We start from the raw sequence: 25,883 nt of genomic DNA, 5'->3' as shown, positions 1-25,883 counted from the left end.
AGTGCGCATTGACGTCATCAGCATCTTCCCCGAGTACCTCGCCGCGCTGGACCTGTCCCTGATCGGCAAGGCACGACGGGACGGGCTGCTTCAGCTGCAGGTCCACGACCTGCGCGAATGGACCACCGACCGGCACCGCACCGTCGATGACACCCCCACCGGCGGCGGGGCCGGCATGGTCATGAAGCCCGAACCCTGGGCCCAGGCCCTCACGGACGTGGCCGGCGGTGCCGACGAAGCCGCAGACGAAGCCGCGGCTGGATCCGCGGCCGACGGCGCGCGCCGTCCCGTGCTGATCGTGCCGTCCCCGGCAGGGGAGGTGTTCACCCAGGCCACCGCCTACGAACTGGCCGCCGAGGAACACCTCGTCTTTGCCTGTGGACGCTACGAGGGCATTGACGAACGCGTCCTGGACTGGGCTGCGGAGCACTACACGGTCCGGCCCATGAGCCTGGGCGACTACGTCCTCAACGGGGGAGAGGTGGCCGTGCTGGCCATGGTGGAGGCCGTCGGCAGGCTGGTGCCCGGCGTCGTCGGCAACCCCGAATCGCTGGTCGAGGAATCCCACTCCGACGGCCTGCTGGAATACCCGGTCTACACCAAGCCGGCCACCTGGCGGGACCGAGGCGTCCCCGAGGTGCTGCTCAGCGGCAACCACGCCGCCATCGCCCGCTGGCGGCGCGACGAGCAGCTGCGCCGGACCGCCCGACGTCGCCCGGACCTGCTCGAGCGGCTCGACCCCGCCGTGCTCGACAAGGGGGACCGTGCGGTGCTGGCGGCGCTCGGGTGGAGCGTCGGAGCGGCCGGCCTGCTGCCGCCCTCCGGTGCCGGGCTTGGAGCCGGTGCCGGGCCTGTGGCAGAATAGGAAACTGTGCCATCTGGGTCCGCACCTGCCGCAGGGGGAGCGAGGCCAACAGCCACGGCACACCGGGCGGCCTGTTCCATGGCCTGCCGGTAAACCAGCTTCGACGGCATCTGTGCGGTTTTCCGCATCCTTGCCGCCGTGACCAAAGTGGATGACCTGCGGCGTTCACCAGGAGTGACAACTATGCACATCCTCGACTCCGTCGATGCAGCCTCGCTGCGCAATGACGTTCCCGACTTCCGCCCGGGCGACACCATCAAGGTGCACGTCAACATCATCGAAGGCAAGAACTCCCGTGTTCAGGTCTTCCAGGGCTTCGTTGTCGGCCGCCAGGGCGACGGCATCCGCGAGACCTTCACGGTCCGCAAGGTGAGCTTCGGCGTCGGCGTGGAGCGTACCTTCCCGGTGCATTCCCCGATCATCGACAAGATTGAGGTCGTCTCCAAGGGCGACGTCCGCCGCGCCAAGCTGTACTACATGCGCAACCTGCGCGGCAAGGCTGCCAAGATCAAGGAGAAGCGCGACTTCAAGTAAGTCCGCCCACCGCTTCTTGGACGCAGTACCCTCCGTGCACGGGGAGAACCCCGCGGCACACACGAAACGCCGGCTCCGCTTTGCGGGCTGGCGTTTCGTGCTGTGTGCCCTCACCGCCGCCGTGATCCTGACCGCCCTGGTCCGCGCGTTCATCGTGGACCTCTACTACATTCCCTCCGAGTCGATGCAGCCGCTGCTCGAACCGGGGGACCGGGTCCTCGTGAACCGGCTGGACGGCGAGGTGCGCCGCGGCGACGTCATCGTCTTCGACGGGCGCGGCTCCCTGGCCCCGCTGGACAGCGGCCGCCCGCCCCTGGCCGAGGCCGCCCACACCGCCGGCCGCTGGCTGGGCCTGGCCGGCAGCGACACCGCCTACGTCAAGCGCGTCATCGGCGTGCCGGGGGACCGGGTGAGCTGCTGCGGCCCCGACGGCCGGATCACCGTCAACGGCAAACCGATCGAGGAGCCCTACCTCTACCCGGGCGACGCCCCCAGCGAGACCGCGTTCGACGTCGTCGTGCCCGAGGGCCGGCTGTGGCTGCTGGGCGACCACCGCGCCGAGTCGGCGGACTCCCGGTCCCTGCTCGGCGCCCCCGGCGGCGGGCTGGTCTCCGAGGAGCGGGTGATCGGCCGCGCGCAGCGGATCGTGTGGCCGTTTGAGCGCAGTACCCAGATTGGGCGGCTAGAGTTGGAAACCGAGCGGAACACCGCGGAATAAGAGGACGGCACATGGCTCACAGCACCCCGGAGGAACCGCGGGACGCGCAGCACGCGGAGTCCGGACGAGGAATCGGCAGCTGGCTCAAGGAAGTCGGCATCATCATCGTGGTGGCGCTGCTGCTGTCGTTCCTGATCAAAACCTTCCTGTTCCGGGCCTTCTACATCCCGTCGGGCTCCATGGAGGAAACCCTGGAGATCAACGACCGCATCTTCGTGAACCTCCTGGTTCCGGATGTCATGGACCTGCAGCGCGGCGACGTGGTGGTGTTCGAGGACACCAAGGGCTGGCTGCCGGCCCAGGCCGCGGACGACGGCGGGGAGAACCTGCTGCGCGAGGCCCTGGTCTTTGTCGGCCTGCTGCCGGACGAATCCGAGCAGCACCTGGTCAAGCGGGTCATCGGGCTGCCCGGCGACCGGGTCACCTGCTGCGACGCCGAGGGCCGGATCACGGTCAACGGCGAGCCCCTCGACGAGCCGTACATCTACCCGGGTGCCACCCCCTCCGACATTCCCTTCGACGTCACCGTCCCCGAGGGCAAGGTCTGGGTCATGGGCGACCACCGCAACGCCTCCGCCGACTCCCGGGAGCACCAGGACTCCGACGGCGGCTTCATCGACATTGACGACATTGAAGGCCGCGCCGGAATCATCGCCTGGCCGCTGAACCGCATCAGCGGGGTGGACAGCTACGAGGAAGTCTTCGCGGACGTTCCCGAACCGGCCGGCAGCGGGCAGTGACCACCGTGCCTGCCGCGCCCCGCCGGACCGCCGGCACCGCCCGGCGCCGCCCTGCCGGGCCCACGCTCCGCCACGAGCGGACCTACGCCGAGGCCGGCTACCGCATCCTGGCCGGCTGCGACGAGGTCGGCCGCGGCGCCCTGGCCGGCCCGGTCACCGTCGGCATGGTCGCCGTGGACATTGCCACCGTCAAGCCGCTGAAGGGGGTGAAGGACTCCAAGCTGCTTGCCCCTGCGGACCGCGTGGCGCTGGTGCCGCGGATTCGGGCCTGGGCCGCGGCGTCCGGCGTCGGGCACGCCTCCGCCGCCGAAATCGACCGGCTGGGGCTCACCGGCGCGCTCCGGCTGGCCGGGACCCGCGCCTGGGCCCAGGTCTGCGCTGAGCTGACGCCCGACGTCGTCCTCCTGGACGGCAACTACAACTGGCTCTCCCCGGCGCAGGCCAGCCTGTTCGACGACCTGGACGACGCCGGCCTGCCTGCCGGCCTGGACGCGCCCGGCGTCGGACGCGGAACCATCACCCACCCGGTTCCCGCCGAACCCGCGCTGCCCTGCGAGGCGCCGGTGCATACCCGGATCAAGGCCGATCTGTCCTGCCTCAGTGTGGCGGCCGCCAGCGTCCTGGCCAAGGTGGCCCGGGATTCGATGATGCTGGAGTATGCGCGGGAATATCCGCAGTTCGGATGGCACGAGAATAAGGGCTATGCCACCGACGCGCACCGCGCGGCGCTCGAGGCGGGCGGGCCCTCGCCGCTGCACCGGCTATCGTGGAGGCTTGGCGGGACGCCGCGGCCCGCCGCCGCAGCGGAGCCCGACGACGGATACGGGGTGGACGAGCTTCAGCCCGGGGGGATGATAGAGCTATGAGTGCCGAAGACCTTGAGAACTACGAGACGGACATGGAGCTGCAGCTCTACCGGGAGTACCGCGACGTAGTGAACCTCTTCAGCTACGTGGTCGAGACCGAGCGACGGTTCTACCTGGCGAACAACGTCGACCTGCAGGCCCGCTCGGCAGACGGCGAGATCTACTTCGACCTGACCCTGCAGGACGCCTGGGTGTGGGACGTCTACCGTTCCGCCCGATTCGTGAAGAGCGTCCGGGTGATCACCTTCAAGGACGTCAACGTCGAGGAACTGACCCGCAACGACGACCTCACCCTGCCCAAGGCGGACGAGCTGGGCTAGGTTCCAGCGCGTTGCCCAGCAGCAGCGCCTGCGCCTGCTCCCACGGCAGCCGGGGCGCCCGCGGCGCGTCGGCGGTGATCGAGGAGGTCCATCCGTCGATCCGGCTGCCGCGGTGGCTGATCAGCCCGGGCACCAGCACCGGCAGCGGGAAACCGTTCCGCCACACCGTCTTGTAGGAGCCCACGTTGCCCGGGTTGGCGCTCCAGCCGACCTCCTGCCAGCCGAGCGGGCCGAAGGCGTAATCCAGCGCGAGCCCGACCGCCCGGCTCATCAGCCCCTGGCCGCGGAATCCGGGGGAAGTGGCGAACCCGAGGCTGCCCACGCCCGCACCGTGCCAGCGCAGATCAAGGGTGCCGGCGCAGTCCCCGTCCACGTCGAGCGCCCAGACGATCATGTCCTGGCGTGGCCGGGCGACGGTGGCGATGAAATCCAGGGCCATCTGATGCGTGTACTCCAGCGGCACCGTGGTCCACTCGATGGTCAGGGGATCGATGGAGCGGGCGTAGACGGCGTCGGCGTCCGCCGCGGTGTGGGCGCGCAGCAGCAGGGCGCCGTCGCGCAGTTCGGGGATCTCGAAGGGCATGCAGCTACGGTAGTGCACACGCGGGCGCACCGGCGCGTGCGCCGCCGGCTGTGACGGCGGAACAATGCGGAGGATGCGCGGATGACGACAACAGACGACGGCGGGCCGGCCCCCGGGGACGGGCTGCGCAGCCTCCTGGGGTCAGATCCCCGCATCTATGCGCAGATGCGCCCCGACGCCGCCTCGCTGGCACACCTGCGCACCCTGCAGGAGGCGCTGCCGCGCGGACACGGCCTTCGGCTGGTCAGTGCGGCGCGCCTGCACCTGACCCTGATCCACTTCGGCAAGGTGCGGGACGTGCAGGCGGTGCTGCGGGCCGCGCTGCCGGGGCTGGAGGAGGAGGTGTTCCTGGCCGCGCTGGGGGAGTACCTGCAGGCCACCCGGGCCGTGCTGCCGGAAGGCAGCTTCAGCCTTGACCCGGCCGGCATTGCAGGCTTTGGACCGGGCGGGCGGGTTGTGGTCGTCGAGTACCGGCCCGTGCCGGAGCTGCTGGCGGTGCACGCCGAGCTGCACGCCGTCCTGGCGCGGTTCCTGCGCCGCTGCGGGGTGCAGGACGCTGCCGCCTTCACCGCCGGCGACGCGAACTTCCGGCACGCCGCCCGGCTGCGCCCCCACATCACTCTGGCCCGCGGCTGGAACGGTGCACCGCCGGCGCTGCCGCCGCTGGAACCGGTGACCCTGGAACCGATGCCGGTGCTCTACCGCTGACGATGAGTGGCCAGCAGGGACAGCACGGCTGCCCCCAGCAGCCCGGTCAGAAGTCCGAAGACTCCCACGAAGAACCAGACCACGATCGGCCGGCCGGCCAGGAGCAGCTCGACCAGCGCCGCCGGAACGGCCGTCAACGCGCCGACGCCGGCCATCACGGCGAGACGGAATACGGCTGGCAGGGATTCGGCGGCGAGGCGGCGCCAGGCAGGAAGCCAGGCGGCCGCCGTCCAGATCAGGGCACCCGCTGCGGCCCAAGCCATGACCATGAGTCCGGTCCGGACACCGGTGGCCCCGCCGGCCAGCAGCAGCCCGACGGCGAGGCCAAGGACCGACGCGGTGGCCCCGAGGACGCAGAAGACACGACGTGCGTCCGTGGCGACAGCCGCTGTACGTTCAGGCACCGACCCTCCTTCCCGGCTTTGGCGCAGTTCCTCCGTTGGAGGAAGGATACGTCGGCGCCCGCGGCTGTGGTCCCTTCCGAGCCGTGGGTGCTCCTCCACAGGTGCGGAGCGGCCGGAGCAGTCCACACAGTCCCATCGCCGCGGCGCGGAGTATGGGGCAGGCCTGCAGGATGGGCCCATGAAAGCCAAAGACCTGTTGGGCAGCCGAGGCGAGGACCTGGCCGCCGAGTACCTCGTAGGTGCCGGGCTGCAGATCGTTGCACGCAACTGGCGGTGCCCGAGCGGAGAGATCGACGTCGTGGCCCTGGACGGGCCGACGCTGGTCATCGCCGAGGTGAAGACCCGTTCCTCGCTGGCCTTCGGGCATCCCTTTGAAGCGATAGACGAGGCCAAGCTGCGCCGCCTTCAGCTGCTCGGGGCGGAGTACGCGCGTGAACACGGCTGCCGGAACCTGACGCGGCGGGTCGATGCGGTGTCCGTCCTCGACGACGGAACCGGGGCACCGGTCATTGAGCACCTGAAAGGGGTCGGGGAATGAGCATCGGCCGGGCCTACGCCGTGGGACTGGTGGGCCTGGAAGGGCGGATCGTCGAGGTCGAGGCGGACATCGGACAGTCGCTGCCGGCGTTCGTCCTGCTGGGCCTGCCCGACGCGGCCCTGAACGAGGCAAGGGATCGGGTCCGTTCAGCAGCGCGGAACTCGGGCCTGCCGTTGAGCCGCCGAAAGCTCACGGTCAATCTGATGCCCGCCGACCTGCACAAGCGCGGTTCGGGATTTGACCTCGCCATAGTGATGGCGGCCCTCGCAGCGGCCGGAGACCTCCCGGACCCCGGCCGCACCGTGTTCATCGGGGAACTCGGCCTGGACGGCCGGCTGCAGCCCGTGCGCGGAGTACTGCCGTCGGTTATGGCTGCCGCCGCCGAGGGGTTTACCCGGGTGGTGGTCAGCAGCAGGAACAGGGAGGAAGCGGCGCTGGTACCCGGCTGCGAGGTCCGCGGCTACGACTGTCTGGCGGAGGTGGCGCGGTCCTTCGGGGCCGACCCGGCCGGGCTGCTCTATCCCAGGCCGCTGCCGGCCCCGGCATCGGGGCCGGAACAGGCGGAATCGGAGGAACCACAGGCACCGGGATCGGCGACGGAGAAGGACCTGGCGGACATCGCAGGGCAGAACGAAGCCCGGTTCGCGGTCGAGGTGGCCGCCGCCGGCGGACACCACCTGCTCCTGACCGGGCCGCCCGGGGCGGGAAAGACGATGCTGGCGGAACGGCTGCCCGGCATCCTCCCCGACCTGGACGACGCCCAGGCGATGGAGGTCACCGCCATCCATTCCCTCGACGGCAGGGCTGCCTGCAACTTCCTGCTCCGCCGCCCGCCCTTCGAAGCTCCGCACCACGGCGCGAGCATGGCCGCGGTGATCGGCGGCGGCAGCGGAATGCCCCGCCCGGGCGCCGCGTCCCGGGCCCACCGGGGTGTGCTCTTCCTGGACGAGGCCCCCGAGTATGAGCGGCGGGTGCTCGACGCTTTGCGGCAGCCGCTGGAGAGCGGACGCCTGGTCCTGCACCGGTCGGCAGGTACTGCGGTCTATCCGGCACGCTTCCAGCTGGTCCTGGCGGCCAACCCCTGTCCCTGCGGCAAGGGCGGCGGCCGGGGACGGGACTGCACCTGCACCTCCCTCCAGCGCCGCCGCTACTTCTCCCGGCTCTCCGGGCCGCTGCTGGACCGGGTGGACATCCAGCTGGGAGTCGAACGGGTCGGGCTCAGGGAGTTCGCGAACCCGGGAGCGGCCGAAAGCAGCCGCGACGTCGCGGCCCGGGTGGCCGCGGCCCGGGCGCGGCAGCAGAACCGCCTTGCCCGCTGGGGCAGTGCCAGCAACGCGGAGGTCCCCGGGGCCGTCCTGCGGGGAAAGCTCCGTCCTCCGGGAGCGGTGCTGTCCGTGGTGGACCGGGCGCTGGACAACGGGGCGCTGACCGCCCGCGGATATGACCGCGTGCTCCGCCTCGCCTGGACCGTTGCGGATCTGGCCGGGCACGACATGCCCGATGCCGACGACGTCGGGCAGGCACTGTCCCTCCGGCAGCAGGTGAAGACTCCATGAACGGACACCCCACTGCCATCGATCCGGCAACAGCCCGGGCGGGGCTGTCCAGGCTCTTCGAGCCCTGCGACAACGTCGGTGCCGCGCTGGTGGCGGCTGCCGGACCCCAGGAGGCGCTGGGCATCGCCAGCGGCCGGATCCGGGCTTCAGCGGCAGTCCGGGAGCTGCTCCATGACGTCCTGGCTGCCCACGGCATCGCCGCCCGCACCGGATTCCTGGAGACGGCCCTCGAACGTTGGCGCCCCAGGGTGCCTGACCTGGCGCCCGAGCGTGACCTGGCGCTCGCCCGCCGCGCCGGCGGCAGGCTCCTGATTCCGGAGGATGAGGACTGGCCCGCGGCCCTGGACGACCTGGAACTGGCGGCACCCCTGTGCCTGTGGGTGCGCGGAGCGTCCGAGCAGCCCATCCCGGGCCCGGAACGGATGGCCGCCATCGTGGGTTCGAGGGACTGCACCGGATACGGAGCCACGGTGGCCGGGGATCTCGCCGCCGGCCTGGTGGCCAGCGGGTGGACCGTGGTGTCCGGCGGTGCGTACGGGATCGACGCGCATGCCCACCGTGCCGCGCTCGCAGCCGGAGGCGGACGCCGCCCGGCCACGCTCGCCGTCATGGCCTGCGGGACGGACCGGTTCTATCCCGCCGGAAACGAAGATCTGCTGCGTGCAGTCGCCGCCCAGGGACTGCTGATCTCCGAAGTGCCGCCCGGCTCAGCTCCCACCCGCTGGCGTTTCCTGCAGCGCAACCGCATCATCGCCGCCCTCTGTTCCGTCACCGTGGTCGCCGAGGCCCGCTGGCGGTCCGGGGCGCTGAACACGGCTCACCACGCGGCCGGGCTGGGCCGGGCCGTGGCGGCGGTGCCCGGGTCGGTGTACTCGGCCAACTCCGCGGGCTGCCACCGGCTGCTGCGTGACGGCAGCGCGGTGTGCATTACCGACAGCCGGGAACTAAGGGAACTCGCCGGCCCGGTGGGCGCCAGGGCGGCGCCGGAACCCCAGGTCCAGGCAGCTGCCCACGACGGGCTGGCGGTCGAGGACATCCTGCTGCTCGACGCCCTTCCGGTCCGTGCCGGCTCCACTGTCGAAAAACTCGCCGCCGTGGCCGGGCTGCCCCCGGCCGCGGTCCGCGCCGGCCTGGGACGGCTGGAGGTATCCGGGCTGGCCGAACGCAGCGCCCCCGACGCCTGGCGGCGGCGGTAATGAACCGATACACCAACCGGAAGGAAACCATCATGCGATGCCACCGACTCATGCTCAGTCCGCTCGGCATTCTGACCCTCGTCGCCGACGAGGGCCGGCTGACCGCCGTCCTGCCCGGCCCGCCGGAGGCCTCCGGGCTGGGCACCCCGGTCGGCCTCAACGCCGTTGAAGGGTACGACGCCGAGGTCCTGGAGGACGCCGAGGTGCAGCTGCTGCAGTATTTCGAAGGCAGCCGCTGTGGGTTCAGGCTGCCGATGACGGTTCACGGCACGGCCTTCCAACGGGACGTCTGGGACGCGGTGCAGCGAATCTCCTACGGCTGGCGGATCTCCTACAAGGACCTGGCGGTGCAGCTGGGGGACGCCGCCAAGGCCCGCAGCGTCGGCGTGGCCCTGGCCCGGAACCCGCTCAACATCATCATTCCCACCCACCGTGTGGTGGGCTCCCGCGGCAACCTCACCGGATACACGGGCGGGCTCAACTCCAAGCTCTTCCTCCTCGAACACGAGGCGGCCCACCTCGCCGCGCATGAGCACGACAAGCCGGAGGGCCCGGCGGGAGACGCACGCCAGGCCTGCCGCTCCGCGGGCAGCCGCATGGCCGTGCCCGCCCCCACGACGCCGACGTCAACGCCAACGGCGACAAAGATGGCGACGACGCCGGAGAAGGCTTTTGAGCCCGAGGGGATGTCGGAGGCGGCGGTTAGAGTGAGGGGGTGAGCGCAGAACCGGAGAAAGCGGGCGAAGCGGCCGGGTGGCCGGAGGAGTTCAGCTCGGCCGTGCGGGGATTCCGCAGCTACCAGGCGGCCGAGCGCGGACACTCCGACCACACGGTGCGGGCGTATGAGTCCGACCTGGTGCAGCTGCTCGAGCACGCCCGGAGCGCAGGGGTGCGACGCCTGAAGGACCTGGACCTCGGCGTGCTGCGCAGCTGGCTGGGGGAGCTCAGCGCCGCCGGGCAGTCACGGGCCACGCTCGCCCGCCGTGCGGCCACCGCGCGGGCCTTCACCGCCTGGGCCGTCCGCGAGGAACTGCTCGAGACCGACCCCGGGCTGCGGCTGAAGGCCCCCAAACGCGAAAAGACCCTCCCGTCCGTACTGCGGCCCGTCCAGCTTGAAGACCTGTTCGACCGGCTCGCGGCCGCCGCCAAGGACGGCGATGCGGTTGCTGTCCGGGACCGGGCCATGGTGGAGCTGCTCTACGCCACGGGCATCCGGGTCGGCGAACTCGCCGGCCTCGACGTCGACGACTTCAACCCCGACCGCCGGACCCTCCGCGTGATCGGCAAAGGCGACAAGGAACGCACCGTGCCGTACGGGCTGCCGGCAGCCATGGCCGTCGACGACTGGCTGCGCCGCGGCCGTCCGCAGCTGGCCACCGGCGACAGCGGCCCGGCCCTCTTCCTGGGACGGCGCGGCCGGCGCGTCGACCAGCGCCAGGTACGAAGCGTCGTCGCCGGACTGTTCGAAGCGCTCGGAGACACCGCCGCCACCGGCCCGCACGCCCTGCGCCACTCGGCGGCCACCCATCTGCTCGACGGCGGTGCCGACCTGCGGGCGGTGCAGGAGATCCTCGGCCACACCTCCCTGGCCACCACCCAGCTCTACACCCACGTCTCGGTGGACCGGCTGCGGGACAGCTACCGGCAGGCGCATCCCCGCGCCTGACCGACATCATTGGGCATCACCTGTCCCACTGTTCCCGGCAGCCCCGAATGCCACCCTGCTCCGGCGGCGTTCATTGGCACAATCAGGTAACTTGCGGCACAATGATGCTTAGTTCGGGCTGATCTGTCAGCCGCATCCGGATCAACCGCAGTACCGCAGGAACAAAGGCACGAAAAGCACACGGAATCCGCCCTCCGCGGAGTCTGCAGGTCGTTGGGGAAGACGCACCTACAGCTATGGAGGATGGAATGTCTGTTGTGATGGCGCATGGGATGCTGTTCATCCACTCGGCGCCTTCTGCTCTGTGCCCGCATATTGAATGGGCAATCGGGTCCGTCGTCGAAAAGAGGACGGACCTAAAGTGGTCCCCGCAGCCCGCCGCGCCCGGGATGGTCCGGGCCGAGGTGGCCTGGCAGGGGCCGCAGGGCACCGGATCGCTGCTCGCCTCCGCGCTGCGCGGCTGGGCGCACCTGCGCTACGAAGTCACCGAGGAGGCCAGCCCCGGCGCCGACGGCAGCCGCTGGTCCCACACCCCCGAGCTGGGCATCTTCCATGCCACCACCGACGTGCACGGCAACATCATGGTCTCCGAGGACCGGATCCGGTACGCCTACGAGGCGGGGGCCGGCGATCCCGCGGCCGTTTATCACGAACTGTCACTGGCGCTGGGCGAGGCCTGGGACGACGAACTGGAGCCCTTCCGCCACGCAGCCGACGGCGCCCCGGTGCGCTGGCTGCATCAGGTCGGCTGACCGGCACCGTGCCTGGTGAGATGCGCCGGGCGCTGACCGGGACGCCCCGAGAGCATTGACCTGGCGAGGGGCGGAACCGCAGCAGCTGAATCCATAGCAAAGGGCCGGGCCCCGTCCATTCCTGGACGGGGCCCGGCCCTTTGCTGTCGTGTCTGCGTCAGTGGCTGCGCATCACGGCGACGGCATTGTGCCCGCCGAAGCCGAAGGAGTTGCTCAGCGCCACGATGTCGCCGGCGGGCAGGCCGCGGGCGGAGGTCACGACGTCGAGCGGGATCTCCGGATCCTGGTTCTCCAGGTTGATCGTCGCCGGGGCCTGGCGCTCGTAGATGGCCAGCGTGGTCAGCACCGCCTCGACGGCGCCGGAGGCACCCAGCAGGTGGCCCGTCTGGGACTTGGTGGCGGAGACCGCCACATTATCCACGTGGGCGCCCAGGGCGGCCTTCAGGGCCGTGTACTCCGGCTTGTCGCCGACCGGGGTGGAGGTGGCGTGGGCGTTGACGTGGACCACGTCCTCCGCCTGCGCCCGGGCGTCGAACAGGGCGGCCTTGAGGGCACGGGTGGCACCGAGGCCTTCGGGGTCGGGGGCGGTGATGTGGTACGCATCGGCGGTCACGGACGCGCCGGCCAGCTCGGCGTACACGCGGGCGCCGCGGGCCTTGGCGTGCTCCTCGGACTCCAGCACCAGGGCACCGGCGCCCTCGCCCATGACGAAGCCGTCGCGGTCGGTGTCGTAGGGGCGCGAGGCACGCTCGGGATCGTCGTTGCGGCGGGACAGCGCCTGCATGGAGGAGAAGGCGGCCAGCGGCATGGGGTGGATGGCGGCTTCCGCGCCGCCGGCGACGACGACGTCGGCCTTCCCGGAGCGGATCAGCTCCAGCGCCTGGGCCAGGGCCTCGGTGCCGGAGGCGCAGGCGGAGACCGGGGTCTGGGCCGCGGCGCGGGCGCCCAGGTCCAGGGACACGGCCGCCGCGGGCCCGTTGGGCATCAGCATGGGCACGGTCATCGGCAGCACCCGGCGGGGGCCCTTCTCGCGGAGCGTGTCCCAGGCATCCAGCAGGGTCCATACTCCGCCGATGCCGGTGGCGAAGGTGACGCCGAGGCGTTCGGGATCCACGTCGCTGATGCCGGCGTCGGCCCAGGCCTCGCGCGCGGCGACGACGGCGAACTGGGTGGAGGGGTCCATGCGCTTGGCCTCCACCTTGGACAGCACCTCGGAGGCGGGGGTGGAGACGCGGGCGGCGAAGGTCACCGGCAGGCTGTACTGCTCAACCCAGTCATCCTCGAGGGTCCTGGCACCGGGCACGCCCTTGAGCGCGTTCTTCCACAGGGTCGGGACATCGCCGCCGATCGGCGTGGTGGCGCCGAGACCGGTGATGAGAACTTTGCGGGCCATGTTTTCCTCTTTCGGGACGGGTTGCTGCTGTGAAGACCCGGAATCCGGGCCGGGGAACGGCCGCTGCCGCGGCAGCGGCCGCCCTCGGTCAGGACTGGGCGTTGTTGATGAACTCCACGGCGTCGCCAACGGTCTTGAGGTTCTTGACCTCTTCGTCGGGAATGCGCACGCCGAACTTCTCCTCGGCGTTGACCACGATGGTCATCATGGAGATGGAGTCGATGTCCAGGTCATCGGTGAAGGACTTGTCCAGCTCCACGGACGCGGGGTCCAGGCCGGTCTCTTCGTTGACGATCTCGGCCAGGCCGGCCAGGATTTCTTCGTTGCTAGCCATGGGGGCTCCTTTTCCTTTCGGTGGTGCCGGTGGGTACCGGCCGGGTCCAACCGCCGCAGGCGGTGGGGGTCTGTGGGTGCTGCGTCAGGGCAGGACGACGACCTGCGCGCCGAACACCAGGCCGGCGCCGAAGCCGATCTGCAGGGACAGCTTGCCGCTGAGCTCCGGGTTTTCCTTCAGCAGGCGGTGCGTGGCCAGCGGAATCGACGCTGCGGAGGTGTTGCCGGCGTCGGCGATGTCGCGGGCGATCACCACGGTGTCCGGCAGCTTCAGCTGCTTGGCGAGCTCGTCGATGATGCGCATGTTCGCCTGGTGCGGTACGAACGCGGCCAGGTCGGAGGCCTCGATGCCGGCCGCGTCCAGGGCCTGCTGGGCGGCCTTCGCCATTTCCCACACGGCCCAGCGGAAAACGGTCTGGCCGTCCTGGCGGAGGGTGGGCCAGAGCTTGGCCGGTCCTTCGGAGAGCGCATCGGGGGTGAGGCCCCCGTCGGCCTCGGCGGCGAGCGAAAGCGCGCGGATGTCCAGCATGGAATGCGTCATGCCGATCGCGCCGGACTTCCCGCCGTCGGAACCCCACACGGACGGGCCGATGCCCGGGGTGTCGGAGGGGCCGACGACGACGGCGCCCGCGCCGTCGCCCAGCAGGAAGGAAATGGTGCGCTCGGTGTTGTCGATGAAGTCCGAGAGCTTCTCGACGCCGACCACCAGGACATACTCGGCGGCGCCGGAGCGGACCAGGGCGTCGGCCTGGGCGATGCCGTAGCAGTAGCCGGCGCAGGCGGCGGAGACGTCGTAGGCCGGGGCCGGGGTGGCGCCGAGCCGGTCGGTCAGCTCTGCGGCCGCGGAGGGGGTGGCGTAGGGGTGGGTGACCGTGGACACCAGCACGGCGCCCAGCTGCGAGGCCTCGATGCCTGCGTGGTCCAGCGCCTCGCGTGCGGCCGCCTCGGCCATGTCGATGACGGAGGTGCCCTTGTCCGCCCGGTGGCGGGTGATGATCCCGGTGCGCTGGCGGATCCACTCGTCGGAGGACTCGATCCACTGGCAGACGTCTTCGTTGCTGACGATGACGTCGGGCCGGTAGGCGCCGAGGCCGTGAATCCGGCTGTGCTCGCGGGTGGGGGACTGCTTCAGGACGGGCGTGCTCACGCGATACCTTCTCCGGTTGTTGCTGCCGCCCCGGCGTGCTCGGCCACGAAGGCGCGGGCGGCGTCGAGGTCTTCTGGGGTCTTCAGGGCCAGCGTCGGCACGCCCTTGAGCCCGCGGCGGGCGAGCCCGGTGAGGGTGCCGGCCGGGGGAAGCTCGATCAGGCCGGTGATGCCGGTGGCGGCCATGGTATCCATGCACAGGTCCCAGCGCACGGGGCGGGAGACCTGGGCAATCAGGCTGTCGAGGTTGGCTGCGCCGGAGGTGACCGGCGCGCCGTCGTAGTTCGAGAGCAGGGTGGGCAGCGGATCGGCCGGCGCCAGGCTCGGGCGCAGGGCGTCGAGGGCGGCGAGGGCGGGCGCCATGTGGGCGGTGTGGAAGGCGCCGGCGACCTTCAACGGGATCACCCGTGCCTTGGCCGGCGGGTTCTCCGCCAGGGCGGCCAGCTGGTCCAGGGTGCCGGCGGCCACGGTCTGTCCGCCGCCGTTGGCGTTGGCGGCGGTGAGGCCCAGGTCCTGCAGGACGGCGGTGACCTCCGCGGGATCTCCGCCCAGGACGGCGCTCATGCCGGTGGGGACGGCGGCTGCGGCGCGGGCCATCGCGCCGGCACGTTCGCGGACAAAGGCCATGGCGTCGTCTTCGCTGAGGGCACCGGCGACGGCGGAGGCGGTGATCTCGCCCACCGAGTGGCCGGCGACGATGGTGGCGGCGGTCAGCGCGGCGGGCTCCAGGAGCAGCCGGGCCGCGACGAGGCCGGCCGCGACGATCAGCGGCTGGGCGACGGCGGTGTCCTTGATTGTCTCCTCGTCGGAGACGGTGCCGTGGGCCACCAGGTTGAGCCCGGCAAGGTCGCTGAGCCGTTCGAGGTGCTCCCGCACGCCGGGCAGTTCAAGCCAGGGCGCGAGGAAGCCGGGAGTCTGGGCGCCCTGTCCGGGGCAGGTGATAGCGAGCACGTATCCAAGCTTTCCAAAGCGGGGGGCGGAACCGGTGTGTTTCGTCAGACCAAGCTGTCGGGGGTGCGTTGTAGGAAGTCTACAAGCGTCACAGCAGCATCGGACAGGGTCACGAGCGCGGGGCGGAGCGTTCCGGCGGGCCCTGGGGGCCGGGGTCGAGCCGCCCGACGACGAGGGCGGTCTGCAGTACGAACGCCTCGCGCGGCAGCATCGGATCCCATCCGGTGATGTCGCAGACCCGGCGCAGCCGGTAGCGGACCGTGTTGGCGTGGACGAAGAGCTCCCGGGCGGTCGCCTCCAGGGAATGGCCGAGCGAAAGGTAGGCCGAGAGGGTCTCGGCCAGGCCGTTCGTGGCGTTCAGCAGGGGCCGGTAGATGCTCTGCACCAGGGCGGCGCGCGCCGCCGGGTCCCCGGCCATCACCCGTTCGGGCCACAGGTCGTCCGCGGCCACGGGGCGCGGCGCCGCCGGCCAGGCCCGGGCCGCGGTGAGGCCGGCAAACGCCGCCTGGGCGGAGGGCCCGGCGCTGACGAGGGCCTCGGCCGGCGGGCCGTAGACCACCGGCCCGGGGCCGAACAGCTCGGCCAGCCGGGCCATCGCCCCGGACTTGTCGGTCAGGCCGCCGAGGACCAGGATCAGCCGCTCGCCCTGGATGCCGACCAGGGTGTCCTCGGCCAGCCGCGAGGTGATGCGGCGGACATCGGTCACGAAGGTGGCGTTGGCTTCGGCGGGGGAGGAGCCCACGAGGACGGTCACCGGGGCGGTGGAGGTCCAGCCGACGGCGGCGATGCGGGAGCGCAGGGCATCGGAGCTTTCCCCGCGCAGGATGGCGTCGACGACGAGCGCCTCGAGCCGGGTGTCCCAGGCGCCGCGGGTCTCGGCCGCGCGGGCGTAGACATCGGCCGCCGCGAAGGCCACCTCCCGCGAGTACCGCAGCACGGCCTCGCGCAGCGCCGGCTGCACCCGCGCGTCGGCCAGCACCGGCACCTGGTCCTCGACCACCTGCACGACCACCCGGATCAGCTGTAGCGCCTTCTGCAGGCTGATGGTGCCGGTGAGCTCGGTCGGCGCGGTGCCGAACACATCGCTCAGCACCCAGGCGGTGGAACCCTGGCGCTGGTACCAGTTCACGAAGGAGGCGATGCCCTTCTGCGCCACCATGCCCAGCGCCGCCCGTTCGTCGGGCCGCAGCGCCCGGTACCACGGCAGCGAGGCGTCGAGCTGCTTCAGCGTGGCGGTGGAAAGCCGGCCGATGCTGCTTTTCAGCCGCTCGAGCGTGGGCGGATCAAGCTGGTCCGCGCTCGGAGCGGATTCGGCGGATGTCGTGCGGGTCACGGGCATACCCCAGAGCTTACGGCCTGCCGGCGTCGGGCTCCATTTTGTGTAGAGGCTACAAGAGCGCTATGCCCGCCGAATCCGCGGAACCCAGCCGATGGTACTTGGTGAGCCGCCTGGACAGCATGGCCTGGCGGGGCTGGGAACGCAGCGAGGCCAGCTCCCAGGCGATGGCTGCGGCAAGCCGGCGGCTGAATTCCGCCGGCTCCAGCGCGGCGTCGGGCCGTTCATCGACCAGGTGGTCCACGACCCCGTGCCGGTGCAGGGCGGAGGCGCTGATGCCCTGGTGCTCGGCCATCTCGGCGCCGTGGGCGGTGTCCCGGTGCACGATGGCGCTGGCTCCCTCCGGCGGCAGGGGCGACAGCCAGGAGTGCCAGGCGGCGATGGTCCGATCCGCCGGCAGCAGCGCCAGCGCGCCGCCGCCGGCGCCCTGGCCCAGCAGGACCGAAACGGTCGGACACTGCAGGCCGACCAGGTCGTTGAGGCAGCGGGCGATTTCGCCCGCCAGGCCGCCTTCCTCCGCTTCCCGGGACAGGGCGGCTCCGGCGGTGTCGATGAGCGTGAGCAGCGGCAGGTCCAGCTCCTCGGCCAGCCGCATGCCCCGCCGTGCCTCGCGCAGGGCCGCCGGGCCCAGGGCCGTGTCGCTGCCCGGGCGCGGCCGCTCCTGGCCCAGGACAACGCAGGGAACCTGCCCGAAACTGGCCAGTGCCAGCAGCAGCCCGTGGTCCTTCTCGCCCTGGCCCGTGCCGTTCAGCGGCAGCACGTCCGCGGCCCCGTATCTGAGCAGGGTACGCACGCCGGGGCGGCGCGGGTTGCGGGAGCGCTCCACCGACTCCCAGGCGGGAGCGGACGACGGCGCGACGGCGAGGGTTTCGGGGGCCGGAACGGAGGTTGCCGGCTCCGGCTGCAGCAGGCTCAGGACCCGGTGCACGGTCTCGCCCAGTTCATCAGCCGGGAGGACGGCGTCGATGATGCCCTTGTCGTGCAGGTTCTCGGCGAGCTGCACGCCGGAGGGAAACGGGCGCCCGTACAGGGCCTCGAAGACCCGTGGGCCGAGGAAGCCCACCAGCGCTCCCGGCTCCGCCACCGTGATGTGGCCCAGCGACCCCCAGGACGCCATCACGCCGCCGGTGGTGGGGTGGCGCAGGTAGACCAGGTAGGGCAGGCCCGCTTCCTTGTGCCGGCGGACGGCTGCGGTGATTTTCACCATGGACAGGAAGGCGAGGGTGCCTTCCTGCATCCGGGTGCCGCCGGAGGAGGGGCCGGCGAGCAGCGGCAGTCCCTCGCGGGTCGCGCGCTCGATCGCCTGCACCAGCCGGTCCGCGGCCGCGACGCCGATGGATCCGGCCAGGAACCGGAACTCGCAGACGACCAGGGCCACCCGCCGGCCGCGGACCCGCCCTTCGCCGGTGATGACCGATTCGTCCTCGCCGGACCGTTCCCGGGCCGCCTGCAGATCCGCCTCGTAGGCGGCATCATGCGGGGTGTAGCTGACCGGTGCGTCCCAGCCGACGAAGGTTCCGGGATCGACGACGAGGTCGATCACCTGCCGGGCAGTGAGCCGGGACGGGGTGCCGGTGCCGCTCATGCCTGCTCCGCCTGCTCGGCCGGAGCCGGGGCAGCCGCCAGCCAGCTGCGGATGCCGGCGCCGTGCTCGTCCAGCAGCGGCGGGGCGGCGTGGTGCCTGCGGGTGGTTTCATCCCCCTCCGTCGAGAAGAAGCGCAGCGGCGGTCCGGGCAGCCGCACGTCGCCCAGCAGCGGGTGCTCCACGTCCACCAGCAGGTGCTGCGAGCGGACCTGTTCCCATTCGTAGACTTCGTCGAGGGTGCGGACCTTGCCTGCCGGGATGCCGGCGCCGTCCAGCTTGGCCAGCAGGTCGGCGGCGTCGTAGCCCGCGAAGGCCTCTTCGATCAGGGCCACGACCTCGCTGCGGCGCCGCACGCGTTCGGCGTTCGTATCCAGCGACGCGGCGCGTGCCCCGAGGTCGAACTCCTCCACGAAACGGGCCCACAGCTTCTCGCTGCCCACGCTGATCTGCACGTGGCCGTCCCGGCAGGCGAAGAGCCCGTAGGGCGCAATGGACGGATGATGGTTACCCTGCGCGCGGGGCACCTCTCCGGCGACCGTCGTCCGGGTGCCCTGGAAGGCGTGGACCCCGACGACGGCGGCCAGCAGCGAGGTGCGGACCACCTGGCCGCGGCCGGTTGCCTCCCGCTCCAGCAGGGCGGCCAGCACGCCGTAGGCCCCGTACATGCCCGACAGCAGGTCGGCGATGGGCACGCCCACCCGCTGCGGGTCCTCGGGTCCGGAGCCGGTCAGGGACATCAGTCCGGCCTCGCCCTGGAGGATCTGGTCATATCCGCTGCGGTGCGCTTCGGGGCCGTCGTGCCCGAAGCCGGAGATGGAGAGGATCACGAGGCCGGGGTTGAGCCGGTGCAGCAGGTCCGTCGGGAAGCCGAGGCGGTCGAGCACGCCCGGCCGGAAGTTCTCGATCAGGACGTCCGCCTCGCGGATCAGGGCGGTGAGCACCGCCGCGCCGTCGTCGGACTTCAGGTCCAGGGCGATCGATTCCTTGTTCCGGTTGCAGGAGAGGAAGTAGGTGGCCTGCGGATCATCCTCCGGGCCGACGAACGGCGGTCCCCAGCCGCGGGTGTCGTCTCCGGTGCCGGTGTTCTCGACCTTGATGACCCGGGCGCCGAGGTCGCCGAGCATCATGCCGGCGTGCGGTCCGGCCAGGGCGCGGCTGAGGTCGATGACCAGCCGCCCGGCCAGGGGACCCGTGCCGGCTGCGGTCCCGGTCTCGGTGCGGGGGGTGTGGGCGTGGTTATCCATGACGGTCCTGTTCTCTGTGGGCCGGGAGCAATCGGGGCGGGCGGGCACGGCTGGCTGAGGGGGTCAGAGCCAGCCGGGCACGACCATGATCAGCCAGGCGACGGCCGGGCCGACGACGACCACGACGCCGCTGTAGGTGAGGATCTGCTTGTAGAAGCGGTCCTTGTCGACGTTCTCCGGGGCGTTGGCAAGCACCAGGGCGCCGTTGGTGGAGAACGGTGAGACGTCCACGATGGTGGAGGACACGGCCAGTGCGCAGATCAGGCCGACGGCGCCGATCTCGCCGCTGGCCAGGAAGGGCACGGCCAGCGGGATGAGGGCGGCCAGGATGGCGGTGGAGGAGGCGAAGGCCGAGACCACGGCGCCGATGTAGCAGATCAGCAGTGCGGCGAGCAGCGGCATGCCGAGGCTGGCGACGCCTTCGGAGACATACTCGACGGTGCCTGCGGCCTGGAGGACGCCGACGAACGTCAGCATGCCGCAGATCAGCAGCACGGTGGACCAGCTGATCTTGTTGACCGCGCCCTTCTGGGCCTCGGGCGAGGCCAGCGCCAGCAGCACCGCGATGGTGATGGAAACGAAACCGACGTCGATCTTGAAGCCCAGGGCGATGACGGCCAGGGCCAGCAGGCCGAGGATGGTCAGCACCTGCGGCGCCTTCACCCGCCCCGGCCGGGTGGCCTCGACGCCGTCGCCGGCGGGGTCGCGGGGCCCGTACATGTCGGAGCCGAAGCCCTTGAGCGGCACGTCGGGGTGGGAGGCGGTGGCGTTCACTCGGGCGGCGGCGACCTGCTCCGCGAAGCGTCCGGCCAGGCTGCCGCGGCGGCCCCTGCCGCCGAGCAGCACGGTGAGGATCACGGCGATGAAGGTGTTGAACAGCAGGCTGGCCAGGAAGACCGCCAGCGGGCTGGAGTCCAGGTCCGTGCCGGCGATGATGCCGTTGACGGTGACGCCGTACACGGCGATGGGCGAGAAGCCGCCGGCCTGGGCGCCGTGGATCACCATCATGCCCATCAGCAGCGGGTTGATGTTGTTCCGGGCGGCAAAGCCGAGGGCGATCGGGGCCACGATGGCGACGGCGGCGGGGGAGAGCGCGCCCACCGCGGTGATCGCCGCGGTGATGGCGAACATGATCCAGGGAATCAGCGCCACGCGGCTGCCGACCAGGCGCACTGCGCCGCGGACCAGGAGGTCGATGGTGCCGTTGTTCTGCGCGATGGCGAACAGGTAGGTCACGCCGACGATCGTCAGGAACAGCTCGCCGGGAAAGTTGGCGAGGATCTCATCGGTGTCCATGCCCAGGAAGACGAAACCGAGCAGGAAGGCGCCGACGAAGGCGAGGGCGCCCATGTTCAGCGGGAGCACCGTGGCGAGTATGAACATGGCCGCGAGGACCAGGATGGACAGGAGTGGAGCGGACATCGTTGTTCTCCCCGGTGAAGGATTAGGCTGTGAGGTGCACCACAGCACCTGCTACTGGCCTAGCCTCTTAGACAGTGAGACTCTTGTCAACCCGGCTATACTTGCGGCGACGAGCCCGGATCACCATGGAAGGTGGAACCAGATGGAGCCCACGGGCCCCGCAGCAATGGCCCGGGTCTCCCGGCCGCGCCTCTACGAACGCCTCGTCGAACAGATCCTGGACTACATCGCCCGCTCCGCGCTGCAGCCCGGAGACACCCTTCCGGGCGAACGTGACCTGGCCGACCAGCTGGGCGTCAGCCGCGCCACCCTGGCGCAGGCGCTCGTGGCGCTGGAGGTGCTGGGCGTCATCGACGTCCAGCACGGCACCGGGGCGGTGCTGGTCTACCGGCCGAGCGTGGCCGCGGTGCTGCGGGAACTGCGCGAGCAGCGGGACCGGCTGCCGGAGATCGCCGAGGCCCGCGCCGTCCTCGAGGCCGGCCTCGCCTCGCTCGCCGCGCGCCGGCGCACGGACCGGGATCTGGCCACCATCGACGCGGCGCTTGAAGTGATGGCGGAAGAGGTCGCCGCGGGCAGCCGCGGCACCCGGGGCGACGAACTGTTCCACAAGGCGGTTGCGGCGGCGGCGCACTCCACCGTCCTGGCGTCGATCATGACCTTCATCGGCGAGCTCGTGGTGCAGACCCGGCTCGCCTCCCTGGCCCAGCCCGGACGCCCGGAACGCTCCCTTGCCTCGCACCGCGCCATTGCCGACGCCATCCGCAGCGGGGATGCCGACGCCGCCGCGCGGGCCATGCAGGAACACATCGAGCTGGTCTCCAACGGCGCCCTGCGCAAGGGCGACGCCTGATCCTCGCCGGAACCGCCGTCGCGGCCGCGGCGGGTTAACGGTTAACGGCTGCAGGGCCGCCCGCCGAAGCGGACGGCCCTGCAGCCGTTGACGATTACCTCACGGCAACGCCCGTATCAGGCGTCTCCGCCGGCGTTGCCGCTGGTGCCGGCATTGACGTCCAGCAGCCGGTACTTCTCGATGGCCTCCTTGGGGGCGCTGGCCGGAACCTCGCCGCGGCGGGCAAGCATCTCCAGTGCGCGGACCACCATGGAGTGGCTGTCGATCTTGAAGTAACGCCGGGCGGCGGCGCGGGTGTCGGCGAAACCGAAGTCGTCGGCGCCAAGGCTGGCGAACTCGTTGGGCAGGAACTGGCGGATCTGGTCCGGCACTGCCTTCATGTAGTCGCTCGAGGCCACGATCGGGCCGGTGGCACCTTCCAGCTGGCGGGTGACGAACGGAACCCGCGGCTCGGCGTCGGGGTTCAGGAACGCCTCCTCCTCGGCGGCCAGGCCGTCGCGGCGCAGTTCGTTCCAGGAGGTCACCGACCAGACGTCGGCGGAGACGCCCCAGTCCTCGGCCAGGATCTTCTGGGCTTCCAGGGCCCACGGGACCGCGACGCCGGAGGCGAGAAGCTGGGTCCGGGGACCGTCGACCTTGGCCGGGGCGAGCAGGTAGATGCCCTTGATGATGCCTTCGACGTCCAGGTCCTCCGGCGCCTTCGGCTGCACGATCGGCTCGTTGTAGACCATCAGGTTGTAGATGACGTTCGGATCCTTCGAATCCGGGCCGTACATCTCCTCCAGGCCGTGGCGGACGATGTGCCCGATCTCGTACCCGTAGGCCGGGTCGTAGGTCTTCACCGCGGGGTTGGTGGAGGCGAGGATCGGGGAGTGGCCGTCAGCGTGCTGCAGGCCCTCACCGGTCAGGGTGGTGCGGCCGGCGGTCGCGGAGATCAGGAAGCCGCGGGCCAGCTGGTCGGTTGCCGCCCAGATGTAGTCGCCGGTGCGCTGGAAACCGAACATCGAGTAGAACACGTAGACGGGAACCAGCGGCTCGCCGTGCGTGGCGTAGGAGGTGCCCGCCGCGGTGAACGCCGCGATGGAGCCGGCCTCGTTGATGCCGACGTGCACGATCTGGCCCTGCGGGGACTCCTTGTAGGCCAGGACCAGGTCCCGGTCCACCGAGAGGTAGTTCTGTCCCTTCGGGTTGTAGATCTTCGCCGTGGGGAAGAAGGAGTCCATGCCGAAGGTACGGGCCTCATCCGGAATGATGGGCACGACCCGGGCACCGAATTCCTTGTCCCGCATCAGGTCCTTGAGCAGCCGCACGAAGGCCATGGTGGTGGCCGCCTGCTGCTTGCCCGAACCGCGCATCGCGACTTCGTACGCCTTCTCGTCAGGCAGGTGCAGCGGCTTGTACTCCACGCGCCGCTCCGGCACGAAGCCGCCAAGCTCCCTGCGCCGCTCCAGCATGTACTTGATCTCCGGAGCATCGGGGCCCGGGTTGTAGTACGGCGGCTGGTACGGATCCCGCTCCAGCTCCTCGTCGCTGATCGGAATGCGCAGGTGGTCCCGGAAGGCCTTGAGGTCCTCCAGAGTCAGCTTCTTCATCTGGTGGGTCGCGTTGCGGCCCTCGAAGTGCGTGCCCAGGCCGTAGCCCTTGACGGTGTGCGCCAGGATGACGGTCGGAGCGCCCTTGAACTCGGTGGCGGCCTTGTACGCGGCGTAGACCTTGCGGTAGTCGTGCCCGCCGCGCTTGAGGTTCCAGATCTGCTCGTCGGTCAGGTCGGCGACGAGCTCCTTGGTCTGCTCGGACTTGCCGAAGAAGTGCTCACGGACAAATCCGCCGGACTCCGCCTTGTAGGTCTGGTAGTCGCCGTCGGGAGTCTGGTTCATGACCTCGACCAGGGCGCCGTCCTTGTCCTTGGACAGCAGGGCATCCCACTCGCGGCCCCAGACCACCTTGATGACGTTCCAGCCGGCGCCGCGGAAGAAGGCCTCGAGCTCCTGCATGATCTTGCCGTTGCCGCGGACCGGGCCGTCGAGGCGCTGCAGGTTGCAGTTGACCACGAAGGTCAGGTTGTCCAGCTTGTCGTTGGCGGCCAGCTGGAGCAGGCCGCGCGATTCCGGCTCGTCCATTTCGCCGTCGCCCAGGAACGCCCAGACGTGCTGTTCGGAGGTGTCCTGGATGCCGCGGTTGTGCAGGTAGCGGTTCATCTGGGCCTGGTAGATCGCGTTCATCGGGCCGATGCCCATGGACACGGTCGGGAACTCCCAGAACTCGGGCATGTTGCGCGGGTGCGGGTAGGAGGAGAGGGCGTTGCCCTGCCGGGACTTCTCCTGGCGGAAGCCGTCGAGGTCCTTCTCGGTCAGGCGCCCCTCCAGGAACGCGCGGGCGTACATGCCGGGGGAGGCGTGGCCCTGGAAGTAGATCTGGTCACCGCCGCCGGGGTGGTCCTTGCCGCGGAAGAAGTGGTTCATGCCCACTTCGTAGAGCGTCGCGGCGCCGGCGTAGGTGGAGATGTGCCCGCCCACGCCGATGCCCGGGCGCTGGGCGCGGTGCACCATGATGGCGGCGTTCCAGCGCAGCCAGGCGCGGTAGCGGCGTTCGATCTCCTCATCGCCGGGGAACTCGGGTTCCTGGTCGACGGGGATGGTGTTGATGTAGTCGGTGGTTGTCACCATCGGGACGCCCACGGACCGGGCGCCGGCACGCTGGAGCAGGGCGCGCATGATGTACTGCGCCCGCTCGGTGCCCTGCGTCTGGATCAGCTCATCGAGCGACTCCATCCACTCCGCGGTCTCCTCGGGATCCCGATCGGGCAGCTGGTTCGTCAACCCGCTGAGGATGTCGGTTGTGTCTTCTGCGGCCACGGCCAACCTCTCTTACGTACAGATTGTGTCTGCAGGTATTAACGCTTGGGTCCGGCCTGTCGTTGCCGGAGCATCACTTCTTTTTGCCTCGTGCGGTCTGCATGGTCCTGAGGGCGCACGTGGCCAGCCCTTCCGAGGCTCCTTAAGCCACTGTATCCGTGCGCCCGGTCTGTTGCGTAGCCTGTTCGCTATCGGCGCGCCCGTATGACGGCGGTGCCCGGGCCGGGAGCGGCTCCCGGAACGCGGCGGGCGGACGGGCCCTTGAACACCGGGCCGGTTGGGTGTTCCCTAGGTTCAGGAACACCACAGTTCCGCCCGATATGTGATTCCCTTATAGGTATGCAGTCATCCAGGAGGAGTGAAGTGAGCGAGGCCGAGGCCGTCACGTCGGAAAACGTGGCGGGACGATTGGGTTTCAAGGACGGTGACCTCGTTCAGGAATTCGGCTACGACGACGACGTCGACTTCGATTTTCGGGAGGACCTGGAAGACGTCATCGGATCCGAACTGCTGACCGAGGATGACCACGACGTGGTCGACGGCGTCATCCTCTGGTGGCGGGCCGATGACGGGGATCTGGTGGATGCCCTGGTCGACTCCCTGACCACTCTCGACGAGGGCGGCGTGGTGTGGGTGCTGACCCCGAAGTCCGGGCGGGCCGGGTACGTCTCGCCCTCCGAGATCGAGGAAGCCGCGCCCACCGCAGGACTCCACGTCACCACGTCCCCCGGCGTTTCCGCTGACTGGGCCGCGACCCGCCTGGTCAGCCGGCGGAAGAAGTAGACGGACCCTTTGGCCCTGGATCAGCGGCCTTTTCCGGACCGGGTGCCGGCTCCGGAGTTCGGGCTCGCCAACCAGCACGGTGCTCCGGTCCGGCTGCGGGATTTCGCCGGGCATGCGGTGTTCCTGGTGTTCTTCCCGTTTGCCTTCTCCCGCGTGTGCACCGGTGAGCTTCGGCAGCTGCGCGGGCAGGCGGCGATGTTCGAGCAGGCGGGCGCCCGAGTGGTCGGGGTGTCCTGCGATTCCCGGTACACGCTGAGGGCCTATGCCGAGGCGGAGGACCTGCCGTTCGACCTGCTCTCCGACTTCTGGCCGCACGGCGAGGTCTCGCGCCTGTTCGGCGCCTTCGACGAACAGCTGGGCCGGCCGGTCCGGCTGACCGCCGTGATCCGCCCGGACGGGTCGCTGGCCGAGACCTTCTCCACCGACCCCGGCGAAGCACGCCCGCCGGCCGCCTACCGGGAAGCCCTGGACCGGCTCGCCCCGCAGGCCGCGCCCGGGGCAGCGACGTGAGCACGGAGCGCAACGGGCAGCCGACGCCG

Annotated in this window: 27 protein-coding genes; 16 read left to right on the top strand and 11 right to left on the bottom strand. The window is 70.7% G+C overall.

The window, feature by feature from the left end:
- Nucleotide 1 precedes the first annotated feature (1 nt).
- From trmD to AC5RV6_RS10830, 6 genes are all read left to right on the top strand, one after another.
- A complete protein-coding gene (gene trmD / locus AC5RV6_RS10855; protein ID WP_494007306.1) occupies nucleotides 2-865 on the top strand; it encodes a tRNA (guanosine(37)-N1)-methyltransferase TrmD in 864 nt (287 codons plus the stop codon).
- A 183-nt stretch (nucleotides 866-1,048) separates the two neighbouring features.
- Nucleotides 1,049-1,399 (top strand): 50S ribosomal protein L19, encoded by a 351-nt coding sequence (rplS, locus tag AC5RV6_RS10850; protein ID WP_494007305.1) that lies wholly within the window; start codon nucleotides 1,049-1,051, stop codon nucleotides 1,397-1,399.
- A 16-nt stretch (nucleotides 1,400-1,415) separates the two neighbouring features.
- The gene (gene lepB, locus AC5RV6_RS10845) at nucleotides 1,416-2,117 is read left to right on the top strand and encodes a signal peptidase I (RefSeq protein ID WP_494007304.1); all 702 of its coding nucleotides are present in this window, start codon (nucleotides 1,416-1,418) and stop codon (nucleotides 2,115-2,117) included.
- Nucleotides 2,118-2,128: 11 nt separating this feature from the next.
- Complete coding sequence (gene lepB, locus AC5RV6_RS10840; protein WP_494007303.1) at nucleotides 2,129-2,857, top strand: signal peptidase I; 729 nt, start codon at nucleotides 2,129-2,131, stop codon at nucleotides 2,855-2,857.
- Nucleotides 2,858-2,862: 5 nt separating this feature from the next.
- Nucleotides 2,863-3,723, top strand: coding sequence for a ribonuclease HII (gene rnhB / locus AC5RV6_RS10835; RefSeq protein ID WP_494007406.1), 861 nt, complete (start codon nucleotides 2,863-2,865; stop codon nucleotides 3,721-3,723).
- On the top strand, nucleotides 3,720-4,043 hold the full coding sequence (locus AC5RV6_RS10830) for a DUF2469 domain-containing protein (RefSeq protein WP_494007302.1): 324 nt from the start codon (nucleotides 3,720-3,722) through the stop codon (nucleotides 4,041-4,043). The genes rnhB and AC5RV6_RS10830 overlap by 4 nt, the downstream gene beginning before the upstream one ends.
- Here AC5RV6_RS10830 and AC5RV6_RS10825 read toward each other — a convergent pair.
- Nucleotides 4,012-4,626: a GNAT family N-acetyltransferase gene (locus AC5RV6_RS10825; protein WP_494007301.1), complete on the bottom strand. Its 615-nt coding sequence runs from the start codon at nucleotides 4,624-4,626 to the stop codon at nucleotides 4,012-4,014. The genes AC5RV6_RS10830 and AC5RV6_RS10825 overlap by 32 nt on opposite strands.
- An 81-nt stretch (nucleotides 4,627-4,707) precedes the next feature.
- On the opposite strand from AC5RV6_RS10825, the gene AC5RV6_RS10820 reads away from it, so the two are divergent.
- Nucleotides 4,708-5,334, top strand: a complete 627-nt coding sequence (locus AC5RV6_RS10820; protein WP_494007300.1) for a 2'-5' RNA ligase family protein — start codon at nucleotides 4,708-4,710, stop codon at nucleotides 5,332-5,334.
- Here AC5RV6_RS10820 and AC5RV6_RS10815 read toward each other — a convergent pair.
- Complete coding sequence (locus AC5RV6_RS10815) at nucleotides 5,325-5,738, bottom strand: hypothetical protein (RefSeq protein WP_494007299.1); 414 nt, start codon at nucleotides 5,736-5,738, stop codon at nucleotides 5,325-5,327. The two genes, AC5RV6_RS10820 and AC5RV6_RS10815, sit on opposite strands and share 10 nt — an antisense overlap.
- A gap of 178 nt (nucleotides 5,739-5,916) precedes the next feature.
- Between AC5RV6_RS10815 and AC5RV6_RS10810 the strand changes: the two genes are divergently transcribed.
- The 6 genes from AC5RV6_RS10810 (at nucleotide 5,917) to AC5RV6_RS10785 (ending at nucleotide 11,446) form a co-directional block, all read left to right on the top strand.
- Nucleotides 5,917-6,276 (top strand): YraN family protein, encoded by a 360-nt coding sequence (locus tag AC5RV6_RS10810; protein ID WP_494007298.1) that lies wholly within the window; start codon nucleotides 5,917-5,919, stop codon nucleotides 6,274-6,276.
- Nucleotides 6,273-7,832: a YifB family Mg chelatase-like AAA ATPase gene (locus AC5RV6_RS10805; RefSeq protein ID WP_494007297.1), complete on the top strand. Its 1,560-nt coding sequence runs from the start codon at nucleotides 6,273-6,275 to the stop codon at nucleotides 7,830-7,832. The genes AC5RV6_RS10810 and AC5RV6_RS10805 overlap by 4 nt, the downstream gene beginning before the upstream one ends.
- Complete coding sequence (gene dprA, locus AC5RV6_RS10800; protein WP_494007296.1) at nucleotides 7,829-9,028, top strand: DNA-processing protein DprA; 1,200 nt, start codon at nucleotides 7,829-7,831, stop codon at nucleotides 9,026-9,028. The genes AC5RV6_RS10805 and dprA overlap by 4 nt, the downstream gene beginning before the upstream one ends.
- Before the next feature lie 32 nt (nucleotides 9,029-9,060).
- Nucleotides 9,061-9,747 carry a methylated-DNA--[protein]-cysteine S-methyltransferase gene (locus AC5RV6_RS10795; RefSeq protein ID WP_494007295.1) on the top strand — a complete coding sequence of 229 codons (687 nt, stop codon included), beginning with the start codon at nucleotides 9,061-9,063 and terminating at the stop codon, nucleotides 9,745-9,747.
- Nucleotides 9,744-10,694 carry a tyrosine-type recombinase/integrase gene (locus AC5RV6_RS10790; protein ID WP_494007294.1) on the top strand — a complete coding sequence of 317 codons (951 nt, stop codon included), beginning with the start codon at nucleotides 9,744-9,746 and terminating at the stop codon, nucleotides 10,692-10,694. Before AC5RV6_RS10795 ends, AC5RV6_RS10790 begins: the two co-directional genes overlap by 4 nt.
- 248 nt (nucleotides 10,695-10,942) lie before the next feature.
- Nucleotides 10,943-11,446 carry a DUF3145 domain-containing protein gene (locus AC5RV6_RS10785; protein ID WP_494007293.1) on the top strand — a complete coding sequence of 168 codons (504 nt, stop codon included), beginning with the start codon at nucleotides 10,943-10,945 and terminating at the stop codon, nucleotides 11,444-11,446.
- Nucleotides 11,447-11,603: 157 nt separating this feature from the next.
- On the opposite strand, the gene fabF is transcribed toward AC5RV6_RS10785, so the two are convergent.
- The 8 genes from fabF to AC5RV6_RS10745 form a co-directional block, all read right to left on the bottom strand.
- Nucleotides 11,604-12,839, bottom strand: a complete 1,236-nt coding sequence (fabF, locus tag AC5RV6_RS10780; RefSeq protein WP_494007292.1) for a beta-ketoacyl-ACP synthase II — start codon at nucleotides 12,837-12,839, stop codon at nucleotides 11,604-11,606.
- 88 nt (nucleotides 12,840-12,927) lie between these two features.
- A complete protein-coding gene (locus AC5RV6_RS10775) occupies nucleotides 12,928-13,173 on the bottom strand; it encodes an acyl carrier protein (RefSeq protein WP_494007291.1) in 246 nt (81 codons plus the stop codon).
- An 84-nt stretch (nucleotides 13,174-13,257) separates the two neighbouring features.
- The gene (locus AC5RV6_RS10770; protein WP_494007290.1) at nucleotides 13,258-14,319 is read right to left on the bottom strand and encodes a beta-ketoacyl-ACP synthase III; all 1,062 of its coding nucleotides are present in this window, start codon (nucleotides 14,317-14,319) and stop codon (nucleotides 13,258-13,260) included.
- Nucleotides 14,316-15,269 carry an ACP S-malonyltransferase gene (locus tag AC5RV6_RS10765; protein ID WP_494007289.1) on the bottom strand — a complete coding sequence of 318 codons (954 nt, stop codon included), beginning with the start codon at nucleotides 15,267-15,269 and terminating at the stop codon, nucleotides 14,316-14,318. The genes AC5RV6_RS10770 and AC5RV6_RS10765 overlap by 4 nt, the downstream gene beginning before the upstream one ends.
- Nucleotides 15,270-15,378: 109 nt before the next feature.
- The gene (locus AC5RV6_RS10760) at nucleotides 15,379-16,608 is read right to left on the bottom strand and encodes a PucR family transcriptional regulator (RefSeq protein WP_494007288.1); all 1,230 of its coding nucleotides are present in this window, start codon (nucleotides 16,606-16,608) and stop codon (nucleotides 15,379-15,381) included.
- A 49-nt stretch (nucleotides 16,609-16,657) separates the two neighbouring features.
- Entirely contained in the window at nucleotides 16,658-18,190 is a 1,533-nt protein-coding gene (locus AC5RV6_RS10755; RefSeq protein ID WP_494007287.1) for a carboxyl transferase domain-containing protein, read from the bottom strand.
- Entirely contained in the window at nucleotides 18,187-19,434 is a 1,248-nt protein-coding gene (locus AC5RV6_RS10750) for a CaiB/BaiF CoA transferase family protein (RefSeq protein ID WP_494007286.1), read from the bottom strand. The genes AC5RV6_RS10755 and AC5RV6_RS10750 overlap by 4 nt, the downstream gene beginning before the upstream one ends.
- A gap of 63 nt (nucleotides 19,435-19,497) precedes the next feature.
- Nucleotides 19,498-20,856 carry an SLC13 family permease gene (locus AC5RV6_RS10745; RefSeq protein ID WP_494007285.1) on the bottom strand — a complete coding sequence of 453 codons (1,359 nt, stop codon included), beginning with the start codon at nucleotides 20,854-20,856 and terminating at the stop codon, nucleotides 19,498-19,500.
- A gap of 142 nt (nucleotides 20,857-20,998) precedes the next feature.
- Here AC5RV6_RS10745 and AC5RV6_RS10740 point away from each other — a divergent pair, with 142 nt between their 5' ends.
- The gene (locus tag AC5RV6_RS10740) at nucleotides 20,999-21,706 is read left to right on the top strand and encodes a FadR/GntR family transcriptional regulator (RefSeq protein ID WP_494007284.1); all 708 of its coding nucleotides are present in this window, start codon (nucleotides 20,999-21,001) and stop codon (nucleotides 21,704-21,706) included.
- A 116-nt stretch (nucleotides 21,707-21,822) separates the two neighbouring features.
- On the opposite strand, the gene aceE is transcribed toward AC5RV6_RS10740, so the two are convergent.
- A complete protein-coding gene (aceE, locus tag AC5RV6_RS10735) occupies nucleotides 21,823-24,567 on the bottom strand; it encodes a pyruvate dehydrogenase (acetyl-transferring), homodimeric type (RefSeq protein WP_494007283.1) in 2,745 nt (914 codons plus the stop codon).
- 357 nt (nucleotides 24,568-24,924) lie between these two features.
- Here aceE and AC5RV6_RS10730 point away from each other — a divergent pair, with 357 nt between their 5' ends.
- Both AC5RV6_RS10730 and AC5RV6_RS10725 read left to right on the top strand, forming a co-directional pair.
- Nucleotides 24,925-25,344 (top strand): DUF3052 domain-containing protein, encoded by a 420-nt coding sequence (locus AC5RV6_RS10730; protein ID WP_494007282.1) that lies wholly within the window; start codon nucleotides 24,925-24,927, stop codon nucleotides 25,342-25,344.
- Nucleotides 25,345-25,353: 9 nt separating this feature from the next.
- Nucleotides 25,354-25,854: a redoxin domain-containing protein gene (locus AC5RV6_RS10725; RefSeq protein WP_494007281.1), complete on the top strand. Its 501-nt coding sequence runs from the start codon at nucleotides 25,354-25,356 to the stop codon at nucleotides 25,852-25,854.
- The last annotated feature ends 29 nt before the right edge of the window (nucleotides 25,855-25,883 follow it).

The sequence above is a fragment of the Arthrobacter saudimassiliensis genome (genome assembly GCF_059090665.1).
This window is presented reverse-complemented; position numbering and strand designations above follow the sequence as displayed.